16 protein-coding genes and 1 pseudogene are annotated in these 19,682 nt (G+C 71.8%); 7 read left to right on the plus strand and 10 right to left on the minus strand.

Translation table 11 applies throughout. The annotated features are described in order from the left end of the window. Positions 1-1,190 (minus strand): annotated as a pseudogene (gene nhaA / locus AB0C12_RS00660) (Na+/H+ antiporter NhaA); the annotation flags it as partial. 110 nt (positions 1,191-1,300) lie between these two features. On the opposite strand from nhaA, the gene AB0C12_RS00665 reads away from it, so the two are divergent. Then, positions 1,301-2,755 carry a peptide MFS transporter gene (locus AB0C12_RS00665; protein WP_360542633.1) on the plus strand — a complete coding sequence of 485 codons (1,455 nt, stop codon included), beginning with the start codon at positions 1,301-1,303 and terminating at the stop codon, positions 2,753-2,755. A gap of 25 nt (positions 2,756-2,780) precedes the next feature. Beyond that, positions 2,781-3,209 (plus strand): nuclear transport factor 2 family protein, encoded by a 429-nt coding sequence (locus AB0C12_RS00670; RefSeq protein ID WP_360542635.1) that lies wholly within the window; start codon positions 2,781-2,783, stop codon positions 3,207-3,209. Here the strand turns inward: AB0C12_RS00670 and AB0C12_RS00675 are convergent. From AB0C12_RS00675 to AB0C12_RS00685, 3 genes are all read right to left on the minus strand, one after another. Continuing rightward, on the minus strand, positions 3,199-4,044 hold the full coding sequence (locus tag AB0C12_RS00675) for a sugar ABC transporter permease (protein WP_360542637.1): 846 nt from the start codon (positions 4,042-4,044) through the stop codon (positions 3,199-3,201). The two genes, AB0C12_RS00670 and AB0C12_RS00675, sit on opposite strands and share 11 nt — an antisense overlap. Continuing rightward, entirely contained in the window at positions 4,041-5,630 is a 1,590-nt protein-coding gene (locus tag AB0C12_RS00680) for an ABC transporter permease subunit (protein WP_360542639.1), read from the minus strand. Before AB0C12_RS00680 ends, AB0C12_RS00675 begins: the two co-directional genes overlap by 4 nt. Before the next feature lie 85 nt (positions 5,631-5,715). Next, positions 5,716-6,969, minus strand: a complete 1,254-nt coding sequence (locus AB0C12_RS00685) for a maltose ABC transporter substrate-binding protein (RefSeq protein WP_360542641.1) — start codon at positions 6,967-6,969, stop codon at positions 5,716-5,718. A gap of 215 nt (positions 6,970-7,184) precedes the next feature. Between AB0C12_RS00685 and AB0C12_RS00690 the strand changes: the two genes are divergently transcribed. Further along, entirely contained in the window at positions 7,185-8,237 is a 1,053-nt protein-coding gene (locus AB0C12_RS00690) for a LacI family DNA-binding transcriptional regulator (RefSeq protein WP_360542643.1), read from the plus strand. Between the two features lie 265 nt (positions 8,238-8,502). After that, positions 8,503-10,299, plus strand: coding sequence for a carbohydrate-binding module family 20 domain-containing protein (locus tag AB0C12_RS00695; protein ID WP_360542645.1), 1,797 nt, complete (start codon positions 8,503-8,505; stop codon positions 10,297-10,299). 49 nt (positions 10,300-10,348) lie between these two features. Here the strand turns inward: AB0C12_RS00695 and AB0C12_RS00700 are convergent, their stop codons facing one another. Continuing rightward, positions 10,349-11,272, minus strand: a complete 924-nt coding sequence (locus tag AB0C12_RS00700) for a 2-hydroxyacid dehydrogenase (RefSeq protein ID WP_360542647.1) — start codon at positions 11,270-11,272, stop codon at positions 10,349-10,351. Positions 11,273-11,307: 35 nt separating this feature from the next. Between AB0C12_RS00700 and AB0C12_RS00705 the strand changes: the two genes are divergently transcribed. Next, the gene (locus AB0C12_RS00705; RefSeq protein ID WP_360542649.1) at positions 11,308-12,174 is read left to right on the plus strand and encodes a pentapeptide repeat-containing protein; all 867 of its coding nucleotides are present in this window, start codon (positions 11,308-11,310) and stop codon (positions 12,172-12,174) included. A 50-nt stretch (positions 12,175-12,224) separates the two neighbouring features. Here the strand turns inward: AB0C12_RS00705 and AB0C12_RS00710 are convergent, their stop codons facing one another. Genes AB0C12_RS00710 through AB0C12_RS00720 form a run of 3 tightly spaced genes read right to left on the minus strand, consistent with a single transcriptional unit; the run spans position 12,225 to position 15,806 of the window. After that, positions 12,225-13,826, minus strand: coding sequence for a hypothetical protein (locus tag AB0C12_RS00710; RefSeq protein WP_360542650.1), 1,602 nt, complete (start codon positions 13,824-13,826; stop codon positions 12,225-12,227). A gap of 34 nt (positions 13,827-13,860) precedes the next feature. Further along, positions 13,861-15,291, minus strand: a complete 1,431-nt coding sequence (locus AB0C12_RS00715; RefSeq protein ID WP_360542651.1) for an extracellular solute-binding protein — start codon at positions 15,289-15,291, stop codon at positions 13,861-13,863. Then, positions 15,288-15,806, minus strand: a complete 519-nt coding sequence (locus AB0C12_RS00720) for a sigma-70 family RNA polymerase sigma factor (protein WP_360542653.1) — start codon at positions 15,804-15,806, stop codon at positions 15,288-15,290. Before AB0C12_RS00720 ends, AB0C12_RS00715 begins: the two co-directional genes overlap by 4 nt. Positions 15,807-15,986: 180 nt before the next feature. Here AB0C12_RS00720 and AB0C12_RS00725 point away from each other — a divergent pair, with 180 nt between their 5' ends. Further along, positions 15,987-16,358 carry a hypothetical protein gene (locus tag AB0C12_RS00725; RefSeq protein WP_360542655.1) on the plus strand — a complete coding sequence of 124 codons (372 nt, stop codon included), beginning with the start codon at positions 15,987-15,989 and terminating at the stop codon, positions 16,356-16,358. 90 nt (positions 16,359-16,448) lie between these two features. Here the strand turns inward: AB0C12_RS00725 and AB0C12_RS00730 are convergent, their stop codons facing one another. Then, the gene (locus AB0C12_RS00730; RefSeq protein WP_360542657.1) at positions 16,449-17,153 is read right to left on the minus strand and encodes an alpha/beta hydrolase; all 705 of its coding nucleotides are present in this window, start codon (positions 17,151-17,153) and stop codon (positions 16,449-16,451) included. Between the two features lie 60 nt (positions 17,154-17,213). Here AB0C12_RS00730 and AB0C12_RS00735 point away from each other — a divergent pair, with 60 nt between their 5' ends. Then, positions 17,214-18,590 carry a serine hydrolase domain-containing protein gene (locus AB0C12_RS00735; protein WP_360542659.1) on the plus strand — a complete coding sequence of 459 codons (1,377 nt, stop codon included), beginning with the start codon at positions 17,214-17,216 and terminating at the stop codon, positions 18,588-18,590. Positions 18,591-19,296: 706 nt separating this feature from the next. On the opposite strand, the gene AB0C12_RS00740 is transcribed toward AB0C12_RS00735, so the two are convergent. Next, the gene (locus AB0C12_RS00740) at positions 19,297-19,650 is read right to left on the minus strand and encodes a VOC family protein (protein ID WP_360542661.1); all 354 of its coding nucleotides are present in this window, start codon (positions 19,648-19,650) and stop codon (positions 19,297-19,299) included. Between the last annotated feature and the right edge of the window lie 32 nt (positions 19,651-19,682).

Here is a 19,682-nt window from a genome sequence, read left to right on the forward strand (position 1 = left end):
GGCCAGCTCCGGGCCCTCGAACGCCAGCGCCGCGATCAGCAGCGACACCGTGAAGCCGATGCCGGCGATGGTGCCGCTGCCCAGCACCGCCGCCCAGCCGACCGTGGGGCGTACCCGGCCACCGGTCGCCGCCGTGAGCAGCGCGGACACCCCGACCACCGCGACCGGCTTGCCGATCAGGTAGCCCAGGATGACCCCCCAGGTCACCGGTGAGGTGAAGGCCCGGCTCAGGAAGCTGCCGTCGATCGCGATGCCCGCGTTGGCCAGCCCGAACAGCGGCACGATCACGTAGCTCGACCACGGATGGTAGACGCGCTGAAGGCGGTCGTTGGGCGAGAGTGTCTCAGTCAGCCCGCGCGCGGCCGTACGGGCCAGCTCCGGCGTCGGCTGCTCGCGGAACAGCTTGAAGAGCCCGCTGGCGGCTTCGAGGTTCTCCCGTACCGGGGTGTAGGCCACCGCAGTGAGGCCCATCGCCAGTCCGGCCACCACCGGGTCGACGCCGCTGGCCAGCATCGCCGCCCACAGCACCAGGCCCACGACCGCGTAGCTGAAGGCGCTGCGGACGCCGAACGTGCGCAGCAGCAGCCACACCCCGAAGGCCGCGCCGGCGATCAGCAGCGGCATCATGGCGATGTCCTCGCTGTAGACCACCGCGATGACCAGCAGCGCCACCAGGTCGTCGACCACGAAGACGGTGAGCAGGAAGACCCGGGTCGAGTCGGGCACCCCCGGCCGACCAGGGCGAGCAGGCCCAGCGCCAGCGCCGTGTCGGTGGACATCGCGATGCCCCAACCGTGCGCGCCCGGGCCGCCGTGGGTGACGGCCAGGTAGATCAGCACCGGGATCAGCATCCCGACCAGCCCGGCGGCGCTGGGCAGCAGGAAACGCCGTCGGTCGCGCAGGTCGCCGAGGTCGAACTCGCGCCGCGCCTCCAGACCCACCACCAGGAAGAACAGCGTCATCAGCCCGCTGTTGATCCAGGTCCGCAGGTCCTCGGTGATGCCCATGGCACCGAAGCGCACCGAGAAATCGGTGCGCCACACCGCGTCGTACGACGCGGTGTCGAGGTTGGCCCAGATCAGCGCGGCGGCGATGGCCGCGACGAGCACCCCGGCACTGCCCGATTCGGTACGCAGGAACGCCCGCAGCGGCGCGCCGAGCCCCCGTGTCCACTGCGTGCGTCCCCGCATCCCACCCGACGTAGTCACGGCACCAGCCTGGTCACCGGCGCGCCCCGGGGCAAGATCCGGGCCCGGCACGGTCGTTTACGGCGGCGCCGGATGCGGTAAGCGACAGGGTCATGACGCAGGAGACGGCACCGCGCGAGCGTACGTTCTTCGGTCAGCCGCCGGTGCTGGCCAACCTGTTCGGGGTCGAGCTGTGGGAACGGTTCTCGTTCTACGGCATGCAGGGCATCCTGCTGATCTACCTGTACTACTCCGCGGCCGACGGCGGGCTGGGCCTGTCCGAGCAGACCGCCACGAGCATCGTCGGCGCGTACGGCGGTTCCGTCTACCTGGCCACGATCCTCGGCGCGTGGGTGGCCGACCGCCTGCTCGGGCCCGAACGGGTGCTGTTCCTCAGCGCGGTGCTGGTGATGGCCGGGCACATCAGTCTCGCGGCGCTGCCCGGGCTGACCGGCGTCACCGTCGGACTGATCCTCATCGCGATCGGCAGCGGCGGGGTCAAGGCCACCGCCACGTCGCTGGTGGGCGGCCTGTACGACGAGCACGACGAACGCCGCGACGCCGGCTTCTCCCTGTTCTACCTGGGCATCAACCTCGGCGCCCTGGTCGGCCCGCTGCTGACCGGCCTGCTGCAGAAGAACTGGGGCTTCCACGCCGGCTTCGCGCTGGCCGCGGTCGGCATGGCGATCGGGCTGATCCAGTACACGCTGGGCCGCAAGCGGCTGACCGGCGCCGCCCGGGACGTACCCAATCCGTTGCCGCCGCAGCGCCGCCTGCCGGTGGCGTTGCTCGTCGCCGCGGCCGCGGTGCTGGTCCTGGTGCTGGCCCTGACCGGCGTGCTGCGGGCCTCGGCGCTGTCGAACGTGGTCATCGTGCTGAGCGCCGCCGCGGCGGTCGCCTACTTCGTGGTCATCCTGCGCAGCCGCCGGATCACCGATGTCGAGCGCCGCCGGGTGTACGCGTTCATCCCGCTGTTCGTCGCCAGCGCGGTGTTCTGGTCGCTGTACCAGCAGCAGTTCACGGTCGTGACGATCTACTCCGACCAGCGCCTCGACCGAAACCTGTTCGGCTGGGAGATGCCGGTGTCCTGGGTGCAGTCGATCAACCCGGTCTTCATCATCGTGCTGTCCGGCGTCTTCGCCGCTCTGTGGACCCGGCTCGGCCCGCGCCAGCCGGGGACCCCGATCAAGTTCGCCGCCGGCACCGCGATCATGGGCGTGGCGTTCCTGCTCTTCCTGCCGCTGGCCGGCGGCGGCCCCAACAGCGCCCCGCTGCTCGCGCTGGCCGGCATCCTGCTCGTCTTCACCGTCGCCGAGCTGCTGCTGTCCCCGGTCGGGCTGTCGCTGTCGACCAAGCTGGCGCCGGCGGTGTTCCACACCCAGATGGTCGCGCTGTTCTTCCTGTCGGTGGCGCTGGGCACGGCGGCCTCGGGCACCCTGGCGAAGTACTACAGCGAGGACCACGAGACCGCGTACTTCGGCATCCTCGGTCTGGTCGCGATCGTGATCGGCGCCGCCCTGGCCCTGGCCGCCCGCCCGATCAGCCGGCTGATGAGCGGGGTGCGCTGACCGCCGCGGGTCCTATCCTGTCGGCATGACGAATGCGACCCGGACCCGCGGCGCGCTCGGCGTCGTCGAGCAGTGGCTGACCGCCGTCAACGCCCGCGACGGCGCCCGCGTGGAGTCCCTGAGCCAGGAGCAGGTCGACATCGTGGGACCCCGCGGGCGCGGCAGCGCTCCCCGCGCGGTGCTGAGCGAGTGGCTGGCCCGCTCGGGCTTCTCGTCGCAACCGCTGCGCTGGTTCTGCGGCGGCGACGGCCTCGTCGTGGTCGAGCAGGACGCCACCTGGCACGACCCGGCCACCGGCGAGCCGCAGGACAGTTTCCGGATCGGTTCGCTGTTCCGGGTCGACGACGGCCGGGTGGCCCGCTACGAACGCTTCGACGACGGGGTCGCCGGAGCACTGGCCGCAGCGGGCCTCGACGCCGCCCGGGACGAGGTGACCCGCCCGGTCAGCCCTTGACCGCCCCGGCGGTGAGGCCGTTGACGATGTAGCGCTGGAGGAACTGGAAGACCAGCACCGTCGGGACCGCCGTGAGCAGGGTGCCCGCGCAGAACATGCCGAAGTTGTTGTTGCGCTCCCCTGCCACCAGGCCGTACATGCCGACCGACAGGGTCTTGGCGCCCGTGTCGGTCAGGAAGACGTTGGCGATCAGGAACTCGTTGATCGTGCCGATGAAGGCCAGCAGGCCGGTCACCGCCAGGATCGGGGCGACCAGCGGCAGCAGGATCCGGAAGAACGTCTGGGCGTGCGACGCGCCGTCCATCGTGGCCGACTCGTCCAGCTCCCGCGGCACCGTGTCGAAGAAGCCCTTCATCAGCCAGGTGTTCACCCCCAGCGCCCCGCCCAGGTAGAGCAGGATCAGGCCCCAGGCCTGGTTGAAGCCGATGGCCGGCCACAGGTCGGTGATGGTGGAGAACATCAGGAAGATCGCCACGATCGCCAGGAACTGCGGGAACATCTGGATCAGCAGCAGGGCCAGCAGGCCGATCCGGCGGCCGCGGAAACGCATCCGGCTGAACGCGTACGCGGCCAGCGCCGACAGGAACACCGAGGCCAGCGCCGACACCCCCGCGATCAGCACGGAGTTGCCGAACCAGCGGGCGAAGTCCGTGTCGGCCAGCAGGTTGCCGAAGTTGCCCAGCGAGGCCCCGGTCGGCACGGCCGCGGTCGACGACAGCGTGCCCAGCGGGTTGAGTGCCGCCGACACCACGAACACGATCGGGAACAGCGAGAAGAGCACGGCCAGCACGGCGACCCCGTGCCGCCATCCGACCCGGGCCAGCCACTTGCTCATGAGTAGACCTCTTCCTGGCGGCGGGTGCGGCGGAAGCTGACCGTGGAGATCACCGCGACGATCACGAAGATGAAGACGGACACCGCCGCGGCGAAGCCGTACTGGGCGCCGGAGCCGCCGAACGCCAGCCGGTAGGTGTAGGTGATCAGCAGGTCGGTGGCGCCGTTGGCCGGGTTGTCGGCCGGGAACGGCGCGCCGTCGGTGGTCAGGTAGATCGCGTTGAAATTGTTGAAATTGAACGCGAACGACGAGATCAGCAGCGGCGTCAGCGCCACCAGCAGCAGCGGCAGGGTGACCCGCTTGAGCGATTGCCACGGCGAGGCGCCGTCGATGCGGGAGGCCTCGGACAGCTCGGGCGGGATGGCCTGCAACGCGCCGGTCGCGACCAGGAACATGTACGGGTAGCCGAGCCACAGCTGCACCAGGATCACCGCGATCCGGGCGGACGCGGCCCCGCCGAACCAGTCCACGTCCAGCCCGAACAGGTTGTTGATCAGCCCGAAGTCGGTGTTGAACATGTCCCGCCAGACCAGCAGCATCGCGAACGACGGCATCGCGTACGGCAGCACCAGCAGCGTGCGGTAGAGGCCCCGGCCGCGGACCCGTGGCGAGTGCAGGGCCAGAGCACAGCCCAGGCCGAGCACGAAGGTCCCGCCGGTGGAGGCCAGGGCGAAGACCAGGTTCCAGATCAGGGTACGGGCGAACGGGCCGGCGATCGCCGAGTCGGTGACGAGCCGGGTGAAGTTGCTCAGCCCGACGCCGACCCGCCAGCCCTGGGCCAGCCGCTCACCGTCGGCCGCCACGAACGCGCCCACCTGGTCGTCCGCGGTCCAGGTCCGGCCGGTGGTCGTGTCCCGGACGCAGTCGCAGCCGGCGTCGTACGCCCGCCCGGCCTTGCCCTCGTACGCCCGCGACAGTCCCTGCGAACGGACCGCCCCGCCCGCGGTCGGCACGGCCAGGTCGGTGATCTCCTGACTGCGCGCACTGGCCTGCCCGCCGTTGAGCAGCGTGTAGCCCTCGGCGGCGGTGACCCGGCCGGTGCCGCTGACGGTGACGTCACCGGCCGGGAGCGTCTTGAGCCCGTCGGCGGTGCCGGCCGAGACAGCCTTGGTGGCCGGGTCGGTCACGAGGAACGTCAGCGGCCCGGTCGCCGGGTCGCCGGTGGTGGCGACCGTCAGCGCGTACTCGGTGGAGCCCGGCACCCGGGTGACCGACGCGGTCTGGATGGCCACGACGGCCTCCCGCTTGTCGCCGCGGTGCCCGTCGCTGAAGTTGGTGAAGGCGGTCGCGGCCGTGTACGCCACCGGGAACAGCTGGAAGACGATGAGGAACAGGGTGCCGGGCACGAGGTACTTGGCGGGCACCCGCCGGCGGCTCGTGTACAGGTAGAACAGTCCGGCCGTGGCGGCCAGCAGCACGGCCAGGCCGTTCCAGGCCCGCTCGGCGATCAGCGGGAAGGCCGCCCACACGGCGAGCCCGGCGACCAGCCCGAGCAGGGCGATCTTGACGATGGGGCCGGCGAGGCCGCCCCGGCCGGGGCGCGAAGCCTCGGCCGGGGCGGTCTCCCGCTCCAGAAGAGCAGTCATTGCTGAGCCACCTTCGTCATGCCCTCCTGGCCCTCACCGGCACGGCCGTCGGGGACTCCCGCCGGGCGAGGTTCGGTGCAGTCGGTCATGACTTGATCTGGCCCGAGATCGTCTTGGCCGCGGCGGTCAGAGCCGTCTTGGGGTCGGCGCCGCCGACCACTGCGGACTCCGCCTTGCTGAACGGGTCCCAGACCGAGGCCATCTCCGGGATCGCCGGCAGCGGCACCGCGTTCTTGCCGGCCTCGACGAACTTGGCCAGGTCCGGGTCGGCTCCCTTGACCTGGTCGTAGGCCGCGGTGAGCACCGGCGGGCGGGGCTCGGCCTGGTAGAGCGCCACGGCCAGCTCGGGTGTGGTGACGTAGTTGGTGACGAACTCCTGCGCCAGCGCCTTGTTCTTGCCCTTGGCCGCGACGTAGAACGACTGCACACCCAGGAACGGCCGGGCCGGCTCGGCGCCGGCGAAACCGGGCACGGCCGAGATGTCGTACGCGATCTTGGCCTTCTTCACGTCGGTGACCGCCCACGGCCCGGAGACCAGGTACGCGCACTTGCCCGCGGTGAAGGTGGCGATGGAGTTCTCCACGGTGATCGACCGCTTCAGGGCGCCGTCACCCTTCTCGCCGAGCGCCCGGATCTTCTGGAAGGCGGCGATCGACTCGGGCTTGGCGATGCCGAGGTCGTTCTTGTCGTAGTCGCCGTTGGCCGCGGTGCCGAACAGGTAGCCGCCGGCCGAGCTGAACAGCGGGTACGCGTGGTAGGCGTCGCCGTTCTGTCCCACCTGGAGGCAGAGCAGCTCGCTCGCCTTCTTTCCGGACCGCAGCTTCTTGGCCTGCGCGACCAGATCCTCCATGGTGGCCGGGGCCTCGGGCGCGAGCTCGGTGTTGCGGATCAGCGCCAGGTTCTCGGTCGCGTACGGCACGCCGTAGACCTGGCCGTTGAAGGTGACCGCCTTGACCGCGTTCGGGGCCAGGCCCTGCTGCTGCTCGGCGGTCAGCTGCACCGGGTCGATCGCGCCGTTCTGCACGAGGTTGCCGATCCAGTCGTGCGCGCCGACCATCACGTCGGGCCCGCTGCCCTGCTGCGACGCGGTGACGAAGGTGGTCTGCTGGTCCTTGGAGATGGCCTGCACCTCGACGGTGACGCCGTTCTCCTGGCCGAACTTGTCGGCGAACGGCTTCAGCGCGGCGGCGCGCTTGTCGTCGCCCCAGATGACCAGTTTGCCGGCGGCGCCGGCGGGTGCGGCGGAGGAAGGGGTTTCGGGTTCGCCGCCGCTGCTGCAGCCCGCGGCGGCGAGCGCCAGGGTGAGAGCGGTGACGACACCCGCGGTACGGATGCGCATGATCTTCTCCTATCGGGCACGGAACAGCGCCCGAAGAGGTGGCACGGACATAAAGGGGGGAACCGGAAGCAAGGCCCCCATAGGCCCAGCTCGGCTGTTGCGGGGACGTTAGCAAGGGATTACCGACAATGGAAGACCTTGCAATGCCTCCGCAAGAAGTTCCAGACGCGGTCAGTCGGCCGTCCCGCATCGCGGACGGCTCTATAGTGACGCCCATGCGCGCACGTTTGTCCGACATCGCGCGCCAGGCCGAGGTCAGCGAGGCGACGGTGTCGCGGGTCCTCAACGACCGGCCCGGCGTCTCCACCGAAACCCGCCAGGCGGTGCTGACCGCCCTCGATGTGCTGGGCTACGAGCGGCCCGAGCGGTTGCGCAAGCGCAGCGCGGGGCTGGTCGGCCTGATCGTGCCGGAGCTGGAGAACCCGATCTTCCCGGCCTTCGCGCAGACCATCGAGTCGGCACTGTCGCAGAGCGGCTTCACCCCGGTGCTGTGCACCCAGACGCCGGGCGGCGTCACCGAGGACGAGTACGTCGAGATGCTGCTCGACCGCCAGGTGTCCGGCATCGTCTTCGTCTCGGGCCTGCACGCCGACACCACCGCCGACCACGAGCGTTACCGCCGCCTGGTGCAGCGGCCGCTGCCCATCGTGCTGATCAACGGGTACGCCGAGGGCCTGGACGCCCCGTTCATCTCCTGCGACGACCGGCTGGCCGGCGAGCTGGCGGTCTCCCACCTGGTCGCGCTCGGGCACACCCGGATCGGTTTCGTCTCGGGCCCGGACCGCTTCCTCAACGTGCAGCGCAAGCTGGCCGGCTACCGCGCCGCCATGCGCCGTGAGCTGGGCGCCGGCGACCGCGAGCTGGAGGAGCTGGTGGCGCTGACCCTGTTCGGCGTCGAGGGCGGCGAGGTGGCGGCGGGTCAACTGCTCAGCCGGGGGGCGACCGGCATCGTGTGCGGTTCGGACCTGATGGCGCTGGGTGCCATCCGGGCGGCCCGCCGGCGTGGCCTGAGTGTGCCCCGGGACGTGTCGGTGGTCGGTTTCGACGACTCGCCGCTGATCGCGTTCACCGATCCGCCGCTGACCACCCTGCGCCAGCCGGTGGCGGCGATGGGCAACGCGGCGATCCGCCAGCTCGTCGACGAGATCAACGGTCACGGCGCGCCGCGCTCGGAGTACGTCTTCTCCCCCGAGCTGGTGGTGCGCGGCTCGACCGCGATCCACAAGGCCGGCCGGGCCGCCGAGAGCGTGGACGCCACCGCCGCGTAACGCTTGTTAAGTTGATCTTTGAAAGTTCTTGCCAGGGCATCGACCTGGGAGAACGCCGCTCACCTGCCCTTTCGTGGCGTCGGGCGGCTTGATCAACACTCCTTACTGCAAGGAGAACACTCCGGAACCTGGCATTCCGGGCGCTTGTATCGAGAGCGGTCGCTTTACCGGCGGGAAACACCCTGATAACTTTCCGGCACTTGCGCAAGAGTTTTCACGGTGCCGTCCCCCGCCGTACCGCTCCTCGCGTCCCCTGGAGGTCTCCATGCGTACCCGTCAGGTTGTCGCCGCCGCGACGACCGCCGTCCTGGCCACGGCCCTGCTGGCCGTCGGCGTCGTCCGCAGCGCCGGCAACGCCGAGGCCTCCACCGCCTCGCCCGGCGCCAAGGACGTCATCGTGCACCTCTTCGAATGGCCGTGGGCCTCGGTCGCGAACGAGTGCACGACCACGCTGGGCCCCAAGGGCTTCGGCGGCGTTCAGGTCTCGCCACCCCAGGAGCACGTGGTGCTGCCCGGCAGCGGCTATCCGTGGTGGCAGGACTATCAGCCGGTCAGCTATCAGCTCACCACCCGCCGCGGCGACCGCACCGCGTTCGCGAACATGGTGCGGACCTGCCACGCCGCGGGCGTCAAGATCTACGTCGACGCGGTCGTCAACCACATGGCCGGCGGCGCGTCCACCGGCACCGGCAGCGGCGGCAACGGCTACAGCCACTACGCGTACCCGGCGGTGCCCTACGGCACCGACGACTTCCACCACTGCGGGCGCAACGGCAACGACGACATCGCCAACTACGGCGACAAGTGGGAGGTGCAGAACTGTGAGCTGGTCGACCTGTCCGACCTCAAGACCGAGTCCTCGTACGTGCGCGGCAAGCTCACCGCGTACCTCGACGACCTGGTCGGGCTGGGCGTCGACGGTTTCCGCGTGGACGCGGCCAAGCACATGCCGGCCGGCGACATGTCGGCGTTCATCGCGCCGGTCACCGGCGACCCGTACGTCTTCTCCGAGGTGATCGAGGGCGGCTCCGGTGAGCCCGCACCCGAGGAGTACGCCGGCTTCGGCGACGTGACCGAGTTCCGCTACGGCGACGTGGTGGGCGGCGCGTTCGCCAACGGCAACCTGGCCAACCTCAACAACCTGGCGAGCTCGATGCGGCTCGGCTCCGGTGACGCGGTGGCCTTCGTGGACAACCACGACACCCAGCGCAACGGCCGGGCCAAACTGACCTACAAGAACGGTTCCGCGTACGCGCTCGCCGAGGCTTTCATGATCGCCTGGCCGTACGGTGTCCCGCAGGTCATGTCCAGCTTCACGTTCTCCGGCCCCGACGCCGGCCCGCCCGCCGCCAGCAACGGCACCACCAATCAGGTGAGCTGCGGCAACGGCTGGGAGTGCGAGCACCGCTGGCGCACGACGGCCAACATGGTCGCGCTGCGCAACACGGCCGCCGGCGCCGGCGTCACCAACTGGTGGAGCAACGGCTCCAACCAGATCGCGTTCGGCCGCGGCAGCACCGGTTACGTGGCGTTCAACCGCTCCGGCTCGGCGCTGACCCGGACCTTCCAGACCTCGCTGCCGGCCGGGACCTACTGCGACGTGATGGCCGGGGACCCGTCCGGCGGCTCGTGCACCGGGCCGGCGTACACGGTGAACGGCAGCGGCCAGGTCACCGCGACCGTGGCCGCCAACGCCGCGCTGGCGCTGCACACCAACGCCCGGACCAGCGGGACCGGCACGCCGACCACGCCGCCGGCGGGCTGCACGACAGCGGCGACCACCTTCGCGGCGACCGTCAGCACCACGTTCGGCCAGAACGTCTTCGTCACCGGCAACACGGCGGCGCTGGGCAACTGGAACCCGGCCGACGCGGTCGCGCTGTCCTCGGCGACGTACCCGGTCTGGCGGGCCACGGTGTCGCTGCCGGGCAGCACCGCGGTGGAGTACAAGTACATCAAGAAGGAAGGGTCGGCGGTGGTCTGGGAGAGCGACCCGAACCGTACGCGGACCACCGCCGCCACGTCACCGTGCACGGCGACCTGGACCGACACCTGGCGCTGACTCCCCCGGCCGCCGTCATCAGCCTCCGGGCGGGTGGCGGCGGCCGGCCTCAGGACCGCAGCACCACATTGACCGGCTCGGCCCCGGCCAGCAGCAGATCGAGCTGCCGCCGGACCAGGCGCGCCACCCGCGGCAGCATGGCAGTGGACATGCCCCCGGCGTGCGGGCTGATCAGCACGTTCGGCAGCCGGAACAGCTCATGACCGGCCGGCAGCGGCTCCGGATCGGTGACGTCGAGCGCGAACCGCAGCCGCCCGGACCGGGCCTCCCGCAGGATCGCGGCGGTGTCCGCCACCCGGCCGCGCGCGACGTTGACGACGATCGCACCGTCGGGCAGCGCGGCGAGGAACGCGGCGTCCACGAGATGCACGGTGTCCTCGGTCAGCGGCACCCCGACGACGACCGCCTCGCAGGTGGGCAACAGCTCCGGCAGCTCCGCGATGCCGTGCACACCCTCGCGGGCGGTACGCGCGACCCGTACGAGATCCACCTCGAACGGCGCCAGCCGGGCCTCGACCGCCTGCCCGACGCCGCCCTGGCCGAGCACCAGCACCCGCCGGTCGGCCAGGCTCGGATACCAGTCGGGCGCGATCGGCCCGGCGGCCCGGACGTAGTCAGGAATGCCCCGCTGGGCAGCGAGCAGGAGCGCGAGGGCCAGCTCGGCGGTGGAGGTCTCGTGCACCCCGCGGGCGTTGGCGTAGACATGCCCCGGCGGCAACGCCTCAGCCACGCCGTCGTAGCCCAGATACTGCGCCTGCACGAGCCGGGTCCGCACCCCGGCCAGCCGGCGCAGGTGCTCGTTGCCCGGCACGTACGGCACCACGACCAGGTCGACGTCCTTCCACGGCGCCGGACCGGTCATGTCCCAGCGCAGCAGGTCCACCCCGGCCGGGACGTCGCCCAGCGCCTCGGCGAGCCGGTCGTCCGGCAGACTCACCCGCAACCCGGTGCCCGCCCGTCCTGGTGCATCCACCTGTCACTTCCCTTCGGATCTGGTCGGTCGCCATTATGGCGGGGGACGGGGTGCTGCTCGACCTGCTCGGCCGCGCCTCCTGGCTTCGCCTGGTGGTGGTGCTGATCGGCGTCGCCTGCCTCGCGGCCTCGTTCCGGCTGCGCCCGGTGTACTACTACTCCCCCGAGATGCCACCCGGTGCCCGGTCGATGGGCACCATCTCGGCGTGGTGGATGCTCGTCGGCGCGTGCGCGGTCATCGCGGCCATGTGGGTGACCACGGCCTGGTTGTTCGAGGTGACGGCGGCCATCCCGGCGGGCACGGGCCGGGCGACGGCCCGGGTGGAAGCCATCCGGACGGGCCTGACCGCGGCCGGCGGGGCGGGCGCGGCGACCGCTCTGCTGCTGGCCTTCCACCGGCAGCGGCACCTGGAGGCCAACGCCATCGGGGTCGAGTTCGACGCGGCCGAGAAGCGGGTGACCGAGCTCGATCTGACCGGTGCGGTGCTCTACGACTGGAATTTCCACCGGTGCGTCGCGCGGCACGCCAAGTTCATCGGGGCGCGGTTCAGCGGCGAGTCCTTCTTCGGCGAGGCGCAGTTCCTCGGCTTCGCCGTCTTCGGGGGCGCGGTGTTCGAAGGGGACGCCTGGTTCGCCGACACGGCGTTCCACGGCGACGCGTGGTTCGTCGACGCGACCTTCCTCAGTGGTGCCCTCTTCACCGGGGCCGGCTTCCAGGCCGAGGCGGGCTTCCGAGGAACCGCCTTCCACGCCGACGTGCTGCTCGACGCGGCGACGTTCCGGCGGGGCGTCGAGATGGGCGGCGCGAGCACCGTCGTCTCCCACGCTGAGGTGCGGCTGCCGGCCGGCTGGGCGGCCGGACCGACCGGATCGATCGAACGCCGCGACGCCGCCGGCGGCTGAACCCCGGCGGGAGGGCCGGCAGTGGATGCCCGCCCTCCCGCCTCATCCCCCTACCGCACCGCGGTCGGCACCGTCGACGGCTCCCACGTCGGCGGGCTCGCCGCGAGCGCGTCCCGGAGCGTCGCGAACCGGGACCCGGAGGCCGGCGCCCCGGTCACCGTCGCCACCGCGAAGCGCACCAGCCGCTCCCGGACGTAGGCCACGTTGGCCGGCCCGTGTTCGTTCTCCGAGTGCGGACCGCGGACCAGCGCCAGTTCCGCCCGGCCGCCGGTCCGCCGGTACGCGCTGAACGACGCCAGCGGGCCCTGGTACTCGTCCCACGCGCCCTGGGCGATGAAGGTGGCCGGCCAATCACCCAGGCCCGCCAAAGGTTCGCTGGTGGGTGCGTAGATGAAGTGGTTCACCTCGGCCTGCGCGGCGGCGTAGACGAGGTCGCCCGGTTCGAAGAAGGGAAAGCCCCACTGGGCGGAGAGCAGGAGCGCGCCGCGGATGTTGCGGTGTCCCCACGGCTCGGAGCAGGGCTGTCCCGGCGTGTCGAGCGCGCACCAGCGGTGCAGGTTCGCGTTCATCGCCCACTGGGTCGCGTACGCGCCCTGACTGGCCCCGCCCAGCAGGATCGGCATGGTGCGGGCCAGGTGGCCGGCGCCGAGCATCCGGCGGGCCGCGTCGGCGCCGGTACGGCTGGCGCCGTCCGGACCGAGCGCCCGCAGGCCGGTGCCGTCCTGCAGGGCGTCCACCATGCGCAGCATGTCCAGGCCCTGTTGCAGGGTGTTGTCCGCGCTGAGGCCGCCGGAGATGCCGTGCCCGCGCTTGTCGACGGTCAGCACGTCGAAGCCGGCCCGGTGCAGCGCGAGCAGGTACTCGCGCCACTGCCGCGCACCCCACTTCTCCGTGCCCCGCGACGGGTAGCTCACGCCCAGGTACGCCCCCGTGGCGTCCTTGGTGTAGAGCGGGTCGGCAGGGTCCTGCACGGCCGTCGTCTCGATGGTCCGGCCGCCGAGCAGGACGGCCAGCGCGCGGACCCGCCGGCCGCCGGGCGCGTTCACGCCGGTGCCGCGCAGGTACCAGCCGCGCAGCCGGACCGGCTCGGTGGTACCCCGGTTGATCACCTCGTACGGTTCCGCGGGCACGGTGAACTCGACGGTGGACGTGCTCTTCTCCGCGGCGGCGATGCCTTCGGCATACGGCGCGCGGCTGAAGTACGCGGGCCGGCGGATGTCGGCCAGGTCGACCCGGGTCGCGAACGGGTCGATGGCCCCGGTGGGGTCGACCAGGCCGGTGGACCGGAACTGGCCGGGCTCGTAGCCGGCCACGTCGGACAGCGCCGAGCAGGGTGGCGCCGCCCGGCACTCGTCGAGCCGGCGCTGCGCGGCCGCGAACGAGAACTCGCGCACCCGGTAGTCGCCGGAGTAGCCGGCCGGCGCGGGCGTGAGCCGGCTGAACGGCACACAGACGCGTCCCAGCCGGCGGTCCGGCACGGCGTAGCCCGGCATCACCTTGTTGTGCGGGTAGCCGACCTGCGCCGCGCAGTCGGTCGGCGGCGCGGCGGCGTTCTCGTCCGGCGGTGACCCGTACGCCGGCAGGGACGGAGCCAGGGACAGGGCGAGCAGGACGCCGGTCGCCGCGGCGATCCGGGCGTGCGGAATCAGCACAGGTGCCTCCCGTGAGCGGTGGTGGTGGTGGTGGTCAGCGGGTCGCGGCCATGGCGGCCACGAACTGGTCGGGGGTGATCTCGAGCCGGAAGAGCCGTTCGGTCTGGTCCAGGAGTTCGCCGGCGACGCCCGAGGGCAGGGCCTGGTCCCAGACGAGGGTGAAGGTGGGCGCGTCGGCGGCCAGCCGGTGGGTGAAGCGGGCGAAGTCGGCGTGCGGGTGGGCGGCCAGCCGCGGTTCCAGGTCGCGGACCGCCGGCACCTCGCCGGCCTCGAGCAGGCCGTCCAGGTACGCGTCCGACGTCACGGTCCGCAGCAGGAAGTCCACCGCCTCCGTCCGGTACGGGCTCTGCGCGTCGACAGTGAGGTAGTTGGCCGGTACGCCCACGAGCGCGGCGGGATCACCGATGCCGCCGGCCACCCGCGGGAACGGCACCCAGCCCAGGTCCCGGGTCGCGAACGCGGAGTCGGCGCGCAGCTGGTTGCCGTACTCCCAGCTGCCCATGACCTGCATGGCGGCCTGGCCGGCCGCGAGCGCCCGGGACGCGGCTCCGGACTCGTAGCCCGTCACGTCCGCGGCCGGGCCGAACGCCCCGCGGTTCACCAGGTCCCGCACCAGCGTGGCCGCCTGCTTGAGCGCAGGGTCCCGCCAGGCGCCCGGTCGGCCGGCGGCGATGTCGGCGAAGACGCCCGCGCCGCCGATCCGGTCGGTGAGGTAGGCGAGGTACATCAGCGCGGGCCATCGCTCGCTGCCGCCCAGCGCGATCGGCGTGATGTCCCGGTCGCGGAAGGTGTCCACCGCGGTGAGCAGCTCGGCGTAGGTCCGCGGCGGCTCGAGGCCGGCGTCGGCGAACACCCTCTTGTTGTAGAAGAGCACGACCGGCTGGACCCCGGTCATCGGCAGGCCGTAGAGCAGGTTGTCGACGCGGGCGCCGGCGAGGACGCAGGGCAGCAGCACGTCGGCCACCTCAGGGTGCGCGGCGACCGCGTCGGTGAGGTCGGCGGCGTGGCCGGCCCGTACCGGCTCGGTGAGGCTCGCGCCGCCCCAGTTCTCGTACACGTCCGGTGCCGGGTCCGGCCACGGCCCGGCCATCACCCGCTTGTAGGCGTCGTTGCCGAAGGTGGACAGCTGCACGCTCACGTCCGAGCGGTCGTTGAAGGCGCCGATGCGGTCACGCAGGCCGGGATTGCGGTCGGCGGTGCCCAGCGTCCACAGGTGGATGATGCCGGTGTGCGGCGTGGCCGGGGTCGTCCGCAGGCCGAGGCGCGGGCCGGCCACCGCCACCACCGTGGCCAGCGCGACGAGGGCGGCCGCGGCGCCGGTGAGCACCCGTACGCGGCGCCGGCGGCGGGCGAAGCGCCGCCGGACCGTGCCGACCGCGTCGGCCGGGGCGCCGGGCAGCGCGGTCGCGGCCTGGGCCAGCGTGACGGCGAGCCGCCGGGCGAGCATGTCGTCGTCGATGGTCATGGCGTCATCCTCAGCATCCAGTCGTGGCCGGGCTCGGCGTCCGCCCGGGCGCGCAGATGCTGCCGCAGCGCGCGCAGTGCCCGGGTGTAGCGGCTGGACACCGTGCCGCGCGGCTCGCCGGACATCGCGGCGATCTCGTCGAACGTGTACCGGAACAGCACGTGCAGCACGACCACGGTCCGCTCCGGCTTGCCCAGCGCGTGCAGCGCGTCCCACAGCGCCGGATCGGTGACCCGCCGGTGGGCCGGATCCTCGCCGTCGCGGTCGGCGATGGTGGACGGCACCTCCCGCCGCCAGCGCCGCCACCGGCTGACGTTGCGGGTCACGATGACGCGCCGGGCGTACGCCTCGGGGTCGGTACGGACCGTGGCCCAGCGCCGCCACACCTCCACGACGGCGACCTGGGCCAGGTCGTCGGCCTCGGCCGCGCTGCCGCAGACGAGGTACGCGAACCGGCGCAGCGAGTCCAGCCGGGTACGCGCGAACTCATCGGCGTCCTCCCCTTCGGCGCTCATCAGCCACCTCCTCGCCGGGCAGACGCTCACCGTGGTCGATGTGCTGCACCGCCGGGTGTCGGGTAGCCGACAGTTACCGGCGCCGCACACCCTGTCCGATCGAGATCGGTCTTCGCCGATCACCATGGAACGCGTGGGTAGCTTCGCACTCCGCCCACCCGACCCCGGGAGGACAAAGACATGGCCGAGATGGACATTGCCCTCAAGGACGCCATGACCATCGACGGCGCCATCGGTGTCGCGCTGGTCGACCACACCAGTGGCATGGCGCTGGGTATCGCGGGCGGCACCCGCGACTTCGACCTCAACGTGGCCGCGGCCGGCAACACCGACGTCGTCCGGTCCAAGCTGCGCGCGATGGAGCTGCTGGGCATCCAGGAACAGATCGAGGACATCCTGATCACGCTGGAGAGCCAGTACCACCTGATCCGGCCGCTGACCGCGCGCTCCGGGCACGGGCTGTTCCTCTACCTGTCGCTGGACCGCTCCCGGGCCAACCTCGCGATGGCCCGCCACCACCTGCGCCGCATCGAGAACCTGCTCAACATCTAGGGCCCGGTCACGGGGACCAGGAGCGCAGGCCCACCGCCTTCAACCGCCAGATCGTGGCCGGCATGACCGCGGGCGCGGTGAAGGGCTGACTCAGCGCCACCCGCGGGTCAGGGCGACGAGGCGGGCGGCCACCGCGTCCGGATCGACGAGCTGGTGCAGGTGGTCACCGGGGAGCCGGTCCACCGCCCAGCCGCGTTCCCCGGCGTCCCGGGCCATCAGGTCATAGGGCGGCCCGAACAGCAGGTAGCCGCACGGCCGGTCGTCCCACCCGGCGGGCACGGGGATCCGCTGCTCGTAGTAGCTCAGCGGCAGCCGGGGCTGCTCGGCCGAGACCGCCGTCCGCGTCTCCCGGTCGGGAAACAAGCGGGCCACGTCGTCCTCGTCCCACCACGTCGTCCACGGCGGCAGCCGGCCGTCGGTGGCGACCTTGGCCCGGAGGTGGGCCAGCCGCTCGGGGCTCGCGGCGGGCGAGGGTCCGGTGCGGTCGGGCAGTCTCGCGTCGACGAACAGGCAGCCGGCAACCGGGCGCCGGGCCGCGTGCGCGATGACCGGAACCAGCAGGCCGGCGTTGCTGTGCGCGACCACCACAACCGGCCGGCCCGCGGGCAGCCGGTCGACGGCGGCGTTGACAGTGTCCGTGACGCGCGGCCAGAACGGCGGGTCGTCCCCGTCGGTCACGCCGACCAGGGAGGGCACTGCGGTCGGCACCCCCGAGGCGGCCAGCCTGGCCGCCACCGGCGCCCAGCTCAGCGGACCCAGCAACAGGCTGTGCACCAAGACGTACGCGGCATCCACCGGTCCACTCTGGCAGCAAGCGTTCTTCGCCGCCGTACGGGCCGCCGCTAGGTTTGCGGTATGTCATCGATCCCGACGGAGCTGTTGCCGGATACTCGTCGTGCGCTGGTCCACCGATTGGCCACCGGTCAGGTGGAGGGACGGGCGCCGTCGGTCGTCGCCGCCGTGGTGCGTGACGGCCGGCCGGTGTGGGTGTACGGGTGGGGAACGGTGGACGGCCGGGTGCCGGACGGGGACATCCAGTACCGGATCGGCTCGATCACCAAGACATTCGTGGCCGTGCTGGTGCTGCGCCTGCGCGACGAGGGCCGGCTCGCGCTGACCGACCCGTTGGCCGAGCACCTGCCCGGCACGGTGGCGGGCGAGGCCACCATCGGTGCCTTGCTGGCGCACACCGCCGGGTTGATCGCCGAAGCGCCCGGCCCATGGTGGGAACGAACCCCGGGGACGCTGCGCCCTGAGCTGGCCGACGTACTGGGCAGCGATCCGAGGGTGCATCCGGCCGGACAGCGCCATCACTACTCCAACCCCGGCTATGCCCTGCTCGGCGCGCTGGTGGAGCGAGTGCGCGGTCAGGCGTGGGGCGAGGTCCTGCGACGCGAGGTGCTGGAACCGCTCGGGATGACCCGGACCACCCTGCTGCCGGTCGCGCCGCACGCCACGGGCTGGGCGGTGCACCCCTGGGCCGATGTGCTGCAGGCGGAGCCCGCCGTGGACACCGGCCTGATGGCGCCGGCCGGGCAGCTGTGGTCGACCGCGACGGACCTGGCCCGGTTCGCCGCGTTCCTCCTCGACGGCGACGAGCGGGTGCTGCATCCGGACACCGTCGCGCAGATGCGCACCCCGGCGAGTCCGCCGGAGGCGACAGACTGGGACCACGGGTACGGGCTCGGCATGCAGCTGCTGCGCCGCGAACGCCGACTGCTGGCCGGACACACCGGCTCGATGCCGGGCTTCGTCGCCACCGTATGGGTCAGCCCCGAAGACGCCCTGGGCGCGGTCGTACTGGGCAACGTGACCACCGGCCTGGCCGTCGGTTCTCTGGCCGCTGACCTGCTGCACACGGTCGCCGAGCGGGAACCACGGATCCCGGCGCCGTGGCGTCCGCTGCCCTCGGTCGAACCGCAGCTTCTGGAGATCGCCGGACCGTGGTACTGGGGGCCGGCCCCGTTCGTGTTGCGCCCGCTGGCCGACGGCTTCCTGGAGCTGGCCTCGTTGTCCGGAGGCGGACGCGGCACCCGGCTGCGCCCTGCCGGCGACGGCAGCTGGGAGGGGCTCAACGGCTACTTCGCCGGCGAGCGACTGCGGGTGCAACGCGACGCTTCCGGGGCAGTCAGCCACCTTGATCTGGGGACGTTCATCCTCACCCGGCAGCCCTACCACCCCGAGGAGCCGGTACCCGGCGGCGTCGACCCGGCGGGTTGGCGGGCCGGCTGACTCACGAGGCCTGTGTACGGAGCCTCCAATGGCAGCCCGGAACATGGCCCTGGCCATACGACGCAGCCTCGTTACGGATCGCCGACTACCGTCGTGAAGAGCGGCAATCCGCCGTCGCGACTCAGAGCCGTCCTCGAACAGAACCGCCATCCGAGCCCGCAGGTGGTGGCGTCCGGTAGACAGTCTCGGTGACCGTTGCGCGCTTAAGCATGAGCTGGACCATCACGAGTTCCGCCTGGGCCAGGTTCACCTGGACGGCAGACGACTTCGAGCTGAGGATCAGTACGTCCTACCTCGACAAAAGCCTGGACCAGCTCCTGCGCGCAGCGCTGGATCTGCAACTCGGGTCCAGGTCCACCATCGCTGGCGTTTACGGCATACCCGACGGCTACACGTTCCTGTTCGGCGGAGCGGCCGAAGACGTCTACCTGCATCGAGGCCACCTGCCGCATGGCCCAGGGCGTCGTCGACGAGCATCCCGCAGCCGGGTACGGCGGCTTGTGGGACGGCCGTCCCTTCCCGCTGGAAGAACTGGCACTGCTCAAGCAGGGCCTGTATTGGCCGGACCGCCCGTAGATGGCGGCCGAGCATGCACCATGATCGCGTGTTGCTGTGCAGCGGGCGGTAGTGGTGGATGGTCGGCCCCCGGAGGACGGACGACCACCCACCGCACTTCCACCTGGACCTGCTCCAGCCGGCGTTGCTCCTATGCGGGTGTCCCGGTCTCGATGTATTCGAACACCGCGCCGTCCGGGTTTCTCGCGATGAGCCGGGCGCCGTTCGGGGCGGGGTCGGGGCCGTCCAGGATGTCGCCGCCGGCCTCGGTGATGGCGCGGATGACCGGGTCCAGATCGTTGACCAGCAGGGTGGCCACCCGATTGTTGTATCGGGCCGCGTCCGGACCGGACAGCAGCAGGAACGGGCCCACGCCGGCCAGCTCCACGCCGGCGAAGGCGAACCGCTGCACCTCCGGGGCACCCGAAAGGGCCTGGTACAGGGGAATCGCCGCGTCGAGGTCGGGAACCACGACCCGGGCCAGCACTCCGGTGATGTTCGACATTCATCGCCTCCGGGCAACGGTTAAGGGACCTG

This window comes from Actinoplanes sp. NPDC048967, from assembly GCF_040649415.1.
Lineage (GTDB): Bacteria > Actinomycetota > Actinomycetes > Mycobacteriales > Micromonosporaceae > Actinoplanes.